The following is an 8888-nucleotide window of genomic DNA, read 5'->3' as shown; positions in this document are numbered from 1 at the left end:
CGCGCACGCCTGCGCAAGCACCGCGAATACGGGTACATCACCCCGCTCGAAACCCGAGCCAGGCTCCGACAAGACTTCACCCCCGCAGCGTAGAAACCCGCTGTCCAAGAACAGGGGGGAACTTCAAGGTGACGGTGACGCTCTGGCCGGCCAAGAGGCCGAATGTGACGGTGGTGCTGCCTACGACGAACCCTGTTCCAGTGAGGGTGACGGTCTGGCCGCCGGTGACGGGCCCGGTGTTGGGGCTGACGCTGCCGAGGGTGGGGACGGGTGCGTAGGTATAGCCGTTGGGGAGGGTTCCGGTGCCGCCGGGGGTTTGGACGGTGACGTTGGCGGGCCCGTCGGCGCCGGGCGGTGTGGTGCAGGTAAGGGTGGTGGGAGAGGTGACGACGACGTTGGTTGCTGGTGCGCTCATCGCGTGCTCCTGGTTTGTGTAGGTGGATGAGGGTGAGCGATGGGCGCTGTGGTTATTCCCGGTTGGCGGGTGGGCAATTGCGGGTGACCGTTTTGCTTGAGAGTTTGGGTGGTTGCGTGGATTGTTGTGATGGTCGGATGAAGCTTCGGTGGTCGCTGGTGAGCGACGGTTGCTGTGCGGCTACGCGGGGCGCGTTCGCCCGGTACTTACGGCCGGGACGTCTGCTGCTGCTCGATGTGCCGCCGCCAGGGTCGCATGGTTTCCGGTGACCACCGGTAGGTGCGGCTGACGGTGCCACGCGCGCCGACCTGTACGAGTTGGATATCGACTTGGTAGGCGACGCCGGGAGAGATCCCACCCAACCCGGCCGCTGCGCAGCCAATCCGGCAACGGCGGAACGGACAGGGTTGCGCCCTGGTATGGGCACAGCCGGAGTTCCGAAAGTAGGGACGGGCCCTCTTTCCACCGCGCAACTGTCAGGGGGCGGCGAGGAGGACCCGAAACCACAACTATCGAGGCCCCTCACTCCGGCGTTCCCGGACACTCCGCCATGCCCGCGCGCGTCACCAGATCAGTGGCTCCCGATCTCGCCGGAAAACGCCACCCGAAGGCGAGTACATCCCCACCACGACCGGCCTAAACCCGGTGCCGACTCCCACCTGAGCCTCGATTCACCGATGCGGCTTTGACGTGGCCCTGTGGTGGCTTCGGCGGGGGCCGTCTTGGTGTCATGGTGTGCCTGGGCAGCAGGTATCCGCTGGTCTTCCCAGCTTTTCCACGTGCTCTCCGGTCGGGCCCCGGCGGGCGGATTCGTTCGGGTGTCAGGCCCTGTGTGGTGGGGCGTGAACGGCGCGGAAGAGGTGGAGCCAGGCGGCCTGCCGGTGCCATGGTTCTGGCAGGTGGAGGGTGAGTCGCCGGCCTGATCGCGCGAGGCGGGCAGGGACGCAGATGATGCGTTGGCGGATGGTTGCGGTGGTGGCCTTGGCGTAGAACGCTCCGGCCAGCGTGCCGGCGGCCCGTAGCAGGTTGTAGCTGATCGCCCAGCAGGTCAGCCAGGCCGCGTTGGCGTTGAAGTGTCCGGAGGGCAGATGGGCCAGCGGCCCTGCTTTGCCATCGGCGATGACCTGTTCGATGATCGCGTGGTGGCGGTGGGCCCGCTCGGCCTGGAGGGTCTGGTGGGGGCTGTCGGTGAAGAATGGGTGGTAGCGCCAGACGGGGAACAGCTCGCCCTGTTCGCCGACGGTGGCGGGTTTGGCCAGGTCGACGACCCTCCGCACGATCAAGCGGGCGGTGACCTGCTCGGCCTTGGGCCGCCCGACAAAGGCGGTGTAGGCGGGGATCTCGGCGACCTCGACCTCGGCATCGGAGATCAGCACGCCGGTATCCGGGTCCACGACCGCCCGTGGGTAGCGGATGGGTCGCCACGCCTCCTCCTCGATGCCCGCGATGGCCCGCTGGATGGAGGGGTTCATGCCGGTGCTGATCGAGAAGTGTGTTCGCTTGCGGTGGCAGGCGGCCACCACGTCGGCGCTGTAGAACTTGGAGTCCGCGCGCAGGATTCGTACCCCCGTGCAGTCGGCTTCGACGGCGGTGGCGATCGCTTCGGTGACGAAACGCGGGGCGCCTCGGGCATCAGCGGACTTGCCCTGACGTAACCGCACGGCGGCGATGACCGGCTGGGTGGCCGGGGTGCAGATCGTCGCCAGCAGCGGGTGCAGGGTGCGTACTGCCTTGAACCGGCCGATCTGCGCACCTTGCTTGGCGCGGCCGAACACTTGCTTGTGGGTGGAGTCGATGTCGATGAACGCGACCTGGTCGGCATCGGGCACCATCGGCGTGTGCGCTGCCAGGGCGGCCAGGAACTTGCGGTGCACCGCGTGCAGTTGCAGGACATGACCATGAGTGAAGGAGCGCAGGAACGTGCCCAGGGTGGATGGTGCCCGCACGCCATGGAAGGCCACCGGCATCGCACCGTGCCGCAGTCGGTCTGCGTCCTCGATACTGTCCGCTCCGGCGCACATCGCCGCGACCAGCGACATCACCTTTGGTGTCGGGTTCGCCCCACCGCCGTTGCGTGTGGCGGCGATCCGTATCGCCTCATCGGCCAACCGAGGCAGACCTGTTCGCTCGGCCAGCCGGACCACCGGCACCAGGCCCGCGTCCGCGATCAGATTCGCCTCATCAAACGCGGCATCAACCGCACCCGCGGCATGGGAAGATTGCATCTCGCGGATGTTCTCTCAATCTGGCGATGTGGAACCGTAGGAAGTCTCATCATCCCAGGCCAGAGGGCATCCGCGCCTTCATGTCCACCACACGGACAGGCATTCAATCGGTGGATCGAGGCTCAGCGACTGGAGAATGCCGAACGGCTGCGAGCGATGAACGCCGCAGCTCGACTCGTTCTGATCGACCCCAGCGACGCCGAGGCCCACAAGGTGCTGGAGCAGAACGCGTGGAGCCTGCACGAGCTGACGCTGGCCGCCGAACCACCTAATTGACCTCCCGGCTTTCAGGCGGCGGGTGTCCACAGGGCATCGACGCACAGTGGGCTCATGGACCGCGAGGACGCACAAGAACCAGTCCCACCTGCGAGCTCCACCACGGTCTCTCGTGCTCTCGGCGGCGTCCCGGCCCTGCCCCGGGTATCCGCGGAATTGACCGTTGACCGCCTAACCAACAGCGTTTTTTGGCATGCTGAGTTGCTGGTGGTTACGGCCGGAGCTCGGTGGGGCGTTGTCCGGGCGTTGCAGCGAGCCTTGCGGGGGTGCAGGGGCTGTGCCGAGGGTTGCTCGTCTTGTCGTGCGGCAGTGGTTGCCGGGCGCGGGTTTTCGTGCGGAGTCGGGCGAAAGGTTTGCCTATGACGCGTTCATCTCGTACAGCAGGGCGGCTGATCGGCAGCTTGCGCTCGCGCTCCAGCAGGGGCTCCATACGTTCGCCAGGCCCTGGTACCGGCTGCGGGCGCTGCGGGCTTTCCGGGACGAGGGCAGCCTGGCCGCAGGGGCGCGGTTATGGGGTTCGATCCAGCGGGCGTTAGACAGCTCACGTTTCCTCATTCTCCTCGCGAGCGAGCAGTCGGCCACGGCGCCGTGGGTCGAACGGGAGGTCGAGCACTGGTGTACCCATCGGGGCGTGGAGAACGTGTTAATCGTGCTCACAGATCCCCCGGCCGACGGCAGCGGGCGCCTGCCCGGCATGGCCTGGGACGGCCTCCACAGCGACTTCGACTGGGAGCGGACCACGGCGCTGCCCAGGTGTCTGGCCGGACGTTTCCAGGAAGAGCCCCACGCGGTGCCGCTGGGCTGGGCGCGCTCCAGGCCCGAACTCTCCATGCGCGACGCAGAGTTCCGTACGGCCGTGGCCGGTTTGGCCGCCCCGCTGCACGGGGTCGACAAGGATCGGCTCATCGGCGAGGACGTCCGCCAGCACCGCAGGACCCGGCGTCATGTACGGCTGGCCATTGCTGTCCTGACCACGCTGACCGTCACCGCGGCGAGTGCTGCGGTGGTGGCTGTCCACCAGCGCGATGCGGCCCGCCGGCAGACCGCGCTCGCCGAGGCGCGCCAGTACGTGGCGCAGTCCCGCACCGTCTCCGACCCTTACGCGGCGGTTGCTTTCGCGCTCGCGGCCGAGCAGCGGGTCACCCCAGCTCTTCCCGAAGCGCGAGCAGCGTTCGGCGAGGCGGGGCAGCGGCTGGGCGACTGGGGTACGCGGCTGGTCGGCGAGGTGTCGCTCGAGCAGCCCGGCGGCATTGCGGTAGTGCGGTGGTCCGGGGACGGATCACGGGTGTGGACGGCCGGCTTCAACGGGGTGTCATACTGGTCGGTGCGGGAGGGCCGCTCGGTTGTTTCCGGCCGATGGGCGGTCGATCCCGGCACGGGTCCGCTGAGCCCTGACGGCCTGAAATGGGGGCCGGACGGCCGGTCGTTGCTGGTGAGCCTGCACGATGCCTACGGGACGCGGAACTGGTACCTGCTGCGTGACGCTGCCACCGGCCGGGTGACCGCTGGACCGTTCCCCCTAAGCCCGGGGGAGGACTCCGTCGAAGCTATGGATCTCGCTCCCCGCGGTGACGTCCTGGCCGCGGCTTCGCAGGACGGCATCAGGCGTTGGGACGTCACCACCGGCCGTCCGCTCGAGGGCCCACTGCCCGGCTCCCACGGGTTCACGTACGGTCTCACGTGGTCACCCGACGGAACCCGGCTCGCGGCCGCGAGCCGGACGGGACTGGCAGTGTGGGACGCGCGCCAAGGCACGCAGCTGTGGGCCAAACGGACCGCGCACCCTGCGGGCGACATCTCCTGGTCTCCGGATGGCCGTCACCTTGCCACCGCGTGTTCGGGAGCCGTCCAGTGGTGGGACGCGGACACCGGAACGGCGACGGCGACAGACGTGTCAGCACAGGAGAACGGGCTGGAAAACAACTACAACCAGGTCCGTTGGTCACCGGACGGCACCCGGGTGGCCGCCAGCGACTTCGCCGGAACCATCCGCCTGTGGGACGCACGCACCGGCACCCGGATCGGTCCACCGCTCGCCCAAAGCAGCAAACACGACCTCGACTCGTTCGCCTGGTCGCCCGACAGCCGTTATCTCGTCGGAGTTTTCGTCAACGGCGGCGGGCGCTGGGACAGCAACGGACCGCGTAGTTCGCTCTTGCGGCTGTGGGAGGTCCAGCCCCCGGCACCGGACGAGGGGCGCCTGCCCGGCCCTACCGACAACGTGCTCGCGGTGGCCTGGTCGCCCGACGGCCGACGCGTCGCCGCAGGCAGCGCCGACGACACCGTGCAGGTCTGGGACCCCCGCACCAGGCGGGTACTGCCGGGCAGCACGCTCCGGCCACGCTTCCCCTCCGACAGAATCAAGGGCATCACATGGGACCCCGCCGGCCGGCGGTTGCTGCGGGTGGGATACCAAGGGCTGGAGACCTGGACTCCAGCCAGCCCGGCGGGGCCCTCGCAGCCGTGGTGGGGCAGCGGAGACGCGCTCACCGCGGCCTGGTCCCCGGACGGCAGAATGGTCGCCTCCGGAACGAGCCAGGGCCAGGTGAGCATCTGGGACCCCGCAACCGGCCGCCCCACCCCCTGGCAGCCCTGTCAGACCGTGGCGTGCGGCGGCGCACACGGGCCCGTCCAGTCCGTCGTGTGGTCCCCCGACGGACGGCGACTGGCTGCGGCCAGGGCAGACGGCTCGCTGTACCTGTGGGACCTCGGCCACCGGCGGCTGCTCGGCCCGGCCCCCCGGCCATCCCCTCAACTGGCCCGCGCCATGGCCTGGTCGCCGGACGGCCGCCTGATCGCCGTCAGCGGCGCGGACGGCACCGTTCACTTCCGCGACGGCGACACCGGCAAGCCGTCCCCGATCGTCCTCAAGGCCGGTGACGACACGGTCGAAGCACTCGCCTGGTCCCCGGACTCCACACGCCTGGCCACCGGCGACGGCGGCGGCACCATCGAGATGTGGGATCCGCTGCGCGGCCTGCTGCTCCAGCGACGCGACGCAGCCCACCCGGGCGGCGTTACCTCACTGAGTTGGTCCCCGGACGGCGACCAACTGGTCAGCGGCGGCGAGGACCGGACGGTACGACTGTGGCGGGGATACACCGAACAGCAGATCTGCCGCCTGGTCGACCCGGCCCTGCACCGCACGCCCGGCACCCCCGCGCTCAGCGGCGTCACCGGAGCCGCCGCCGACATCTGCGCTCATCCGAGCCGCCTTCGCAACTACCCGGTCCTGCCCCTTCTGCCCGCCCGATAGAAGTGAGGTCACCGTGAGCCGTCCCGAGCAACCCGGCCGGCACCACCGCCGGTTACGCACCGGCCTGTTCCCTGCTGCCCTGCTGTCGGTAAGCCTGGTCGTCGGCGGCTGCACCAGCACCTCCCCCAGGGCGCCTGTTACACCATCCATCCCGCCGTCCGCCTCACCCGCCGGCACCCCGCTGGCGAACACCAACTGGGCCTCTGCGATCACCGACATCGACTGCACCACCCAAGGCAACGAGGGGATCGAGGTCCTGGGCACCCGGTTCGCCGCCGTCCGGGGCGCCGACACGCCTGATGCCTTCGTCTGGTTCGACTGCGTGCACCAGGCGTCGAGTTGGCCCCACCAGCTCGACGTCTACGACGGCTCGTCCGCCCCCGATGCGCCGCGGCGCATAGCGACGCTCGTCAGCGCCACGGAACAAGTGAACGGCCATGGGCTGAGAGTGGCCGGTCTGTCCTTTTCCGGACACTCCGTCACTGTGGACCTCGTGGCGTACGCCCCGAATGACCCCATGTGCTGCCCCACGCAGCGCCTACAGCGCACCTTCGCCTGGCAAGGCGGCAGGTTTGTCCAGGGATCCGGCTGACACCGGTAACCGTCCGCGAGGCGATACGGTCGTGAGGGAACGGTTGTCGTACGGGAAGGTGCGCAGGCATGGTGAGGCCGCCGAAGAGCGTCGGGGTGAAGCTCAACCTCCACGTACTGCAGATCGACGGCGTCTGGGAACCCAACGACGCCGAACGCAAAGCGGCCTGGGAACTGTACGTGGAACTGGTGACCCGGGTATCCGTCGTCCCGTTGCGGGAGGATGAAGGACTGCTGCGGGAAGCCCTCTCCAGCCTGTATTCGCTCTTCGGCACCACACGTGACGTCCTACGCCGCCACGGGCCCGATGTCGCCCAGCCCAAACGGCAGGGCCAGTACAACTTCGGCTACCTGGCCGTCGCCATACTGAACTACGGCCTGCGTCCCCTGCTGTCCCACTGGCACCCGCTGCTCGACGACTGGGAGAGCCGCCGCCCGGCCGACCGCTCCCGCCTCGACCACGAACGCGCCTGGGCTCAGGCCGCCCAACTCCGTGCGGCCCTCACCGACACCCGCCGCCTCCTCGTCGACTACGTCGACCTCCTGGCCGACGCGTGCGGCGTCCCCAACTTGGCAAGCGCGGTGCCACCGGACGAGTGAGAAGTGAGGTTCCCCCACCGCCTGGCCACCCGCACCGCCCATCCTCAGCTCGCGGCCGCCCCGGCCACCGCCGCCCGCGCCGAGCCGGAGACCCGCAGTGCCGCAACTGCCCTGTCCCCACTGCCGGGTCCGTACCGCGCTGCCCACGACCGTTTCCCGTCCGTCACCGAGTTGCGTGAGCGTGGCCGTCTGCCCAACCGTGCTCCGCGTCTGGGGTGGTGGCTGAGGGCCGGTTCATGTGTCGTGATGATGCCCAAGGGCCAGTGCCTACCTGCGAGCCCCACCACGGTCTTTCGCGCTTCGACCAGGCAGCCTGCAGTCGGTTGATACCTCGCACTGTGCAGGAGCAGATGGCCTTCCTGCTCGCGCGGTACCAGGGGAGTCCCGAAGTTCCGGCCGCTGTGTCGGGTGTGTGCCGCCGCACTGTGGGGCGGTATGCCAGGGAACTCTTCTCCCGCCTCGTCGACGCCTGCGGGGGTTGTTGCGGGAGCGGACGATGGATTGCGTTGCGTCCTGTTCGTGTTGGAGAGGCGGCGGTTCGGGAGGTTCGGCGCACAGCACCTCACACACGGCGAGTGACGACCACCCCACGCCCCAGCCGCGCCCCGCACCCCCGGGCTCACAGGTCGTACCCATTTGCCACCCCAAAAACCAGCAAATAAGAAATAAACGCACCCCCTCAAGCCCTTTCCATTCGAGCCATTAAGAAATGCAAGAAATTCGACGGAGCCCGCATTTTCTGGAGCGTGACCCCCGAGCCGTGGCCATCGGCCGCTAGCGTCACGGCGACCGCCCCCGACAGGCAAAGGGCCGGTGCCCCGGGCAACCTCGCTGTGCACCGAAGCGGTGTTCGCGGTCAGGGCCGCCCTGGTCCTCGCCACCAGCTGATATCCCGTCAGCCTTGTCTCGTGCCGCAGTCGCCTCTGGTGGCCGCGGCGCCCAGGGCGGTGAGCCACTCGCGCATGAAGTCCTCCGGCCCGCCGGGGACGTCGGGCCGGTGTAGCAGCCCGTCGGCGGCGTGGCGTGCGACCAGGGCCTGCAGCATGCCTGCCACCACGGCGACTTCGGGAACCAGGCACGAAGACAACACGGTGGCCAATCGGAAGGGGTTGACCATCGAGGTAGCCACCGCGACCAGGAGCTGGCCTAGGCCGAGCTCGTCGATCCGGGCACGCAACGCCGATAGGGCCGGGGTGTCGGGCATTCCCAGCCCGTACGCCAGGTACAGCCCGCCGACCCCGCCCAACTGCCCTGCCACACCGCGCGCCTGGGCCATCTGCTCCTGGCTGGCCGCCGCGAGACGGCCGAGCGGATCGGTGGACATCGGCGCCAGCCACGTATCCAGCGTGCCGTCGGCCTCGGCCTGCCGCACCGCGGCGGCCAGCTGCTCGCCCACGCCGGGCATCGCGGCGGTGAGCGCCTCAATGAGTACCTCGGCGCCGACCTGGTCAGCACCCATGCCAACCGCCGCCACCAGGTGCGCCATCTGTCCGGCCCGCCCACCCGCCCGTCGTCCGCCCCGGCC

5 protein-coding genes and 1 pseudogene are annotated in these 8888 nt (G+C 69.2%); 3 read left to right on the top strand and 3 right to left on the bottom strand.

Translation table 11 applies throughout. The annotated features are described in order from the left end of the window. Positions 1–76: 76 nt before the first annotated feature. Positions 77–415: an IPT/TIG domain-containing protein gene (locus P2L57_RS39520; protein ID WP_275823387.1), complete on the bottom strand. Its 339-nt coding sequence runs from the start codon at positions 413–415 to the stop codon at positions 77–79. A gap of 821 nt (positions 416–1236) precedes the next feature. Then, positions 1237–2640, bottom strand: a complete 1404-nt coding sequence (locus P2L57_RS39515; RefSeq protein WP_275823385.1) for an IS1380 family transposase — start codon at positions 2638–2640, stop codon at positions 1237–1239. A gap of 469 nt (positions 2641–3109) precedes the next feature. Between P2L57_RS39515 and P2L57_RS39510 the strand changes: the two genes are divergently transcribed. The 3 genes from P2L57_RS39510 (at position 3110) to P2L57_RS39500 (ending at position 7363) form a co-directional block, all read left to right on the top strand. Beyond that, the gene (locus tag P2L57_RS39510; protein ID WP_275823383.1) at positions 3110–6172 is read left to right on the top strand and encodes a toll/interleukin-1 receptor domain-containing protein; all 3063 of its coding nucleotides are present in this window, start codon (positions 3110–3112) and stop codon (positions 6170–6172) included. 13 nt (positions 6173–6185) lie between these two features. Beyond that, the gene (locus P2L57_RS39505) at positions 6186–6764 is read left to right on the top strand and encodes a hypothetical protein (protein ID WP_275823381.1); all 579 of its coding nucleotides are present in this window, start codon (positions 6186–6188) and stop codon (positions 6762–6764) included. Between the two features lie 68 nt (positions 6765–6832). Beyond that, complete coding sequence (locus P2L57_RS39500; protein WP_275823379.1) at positions 6833–7363, top strand: hypothetical protein; 531 nt, start codon at positions 6833–6835, stop codon at positions 7361–7363. Positions 7364–8258: 895 nt separating this feature from the next. Here P2L57_RS39500 and P2L57_RS39495 read toward each other — a convergent pair. After that, positions 8259–8888: pseudogene (locus P2L57_RS39495) on the bottom strand (hypothetical protein); the annotation flags it as partial.

The sequence above is a fragment of the Streptantibioticus ferralitis genome (genome assembly GCF_029223525.1).
GTDB classification, from domain to species: domain Bacteria; phylum Actinomycetota; class Actinomycetes; order Streptomycetales; family Streptomycetaceae; genus Streptantibioticus_A; species Streptantibioticus_A ferralitis.
This window is presented reverse-complemented; position numbering and strand designations above follow the sequence as displayed.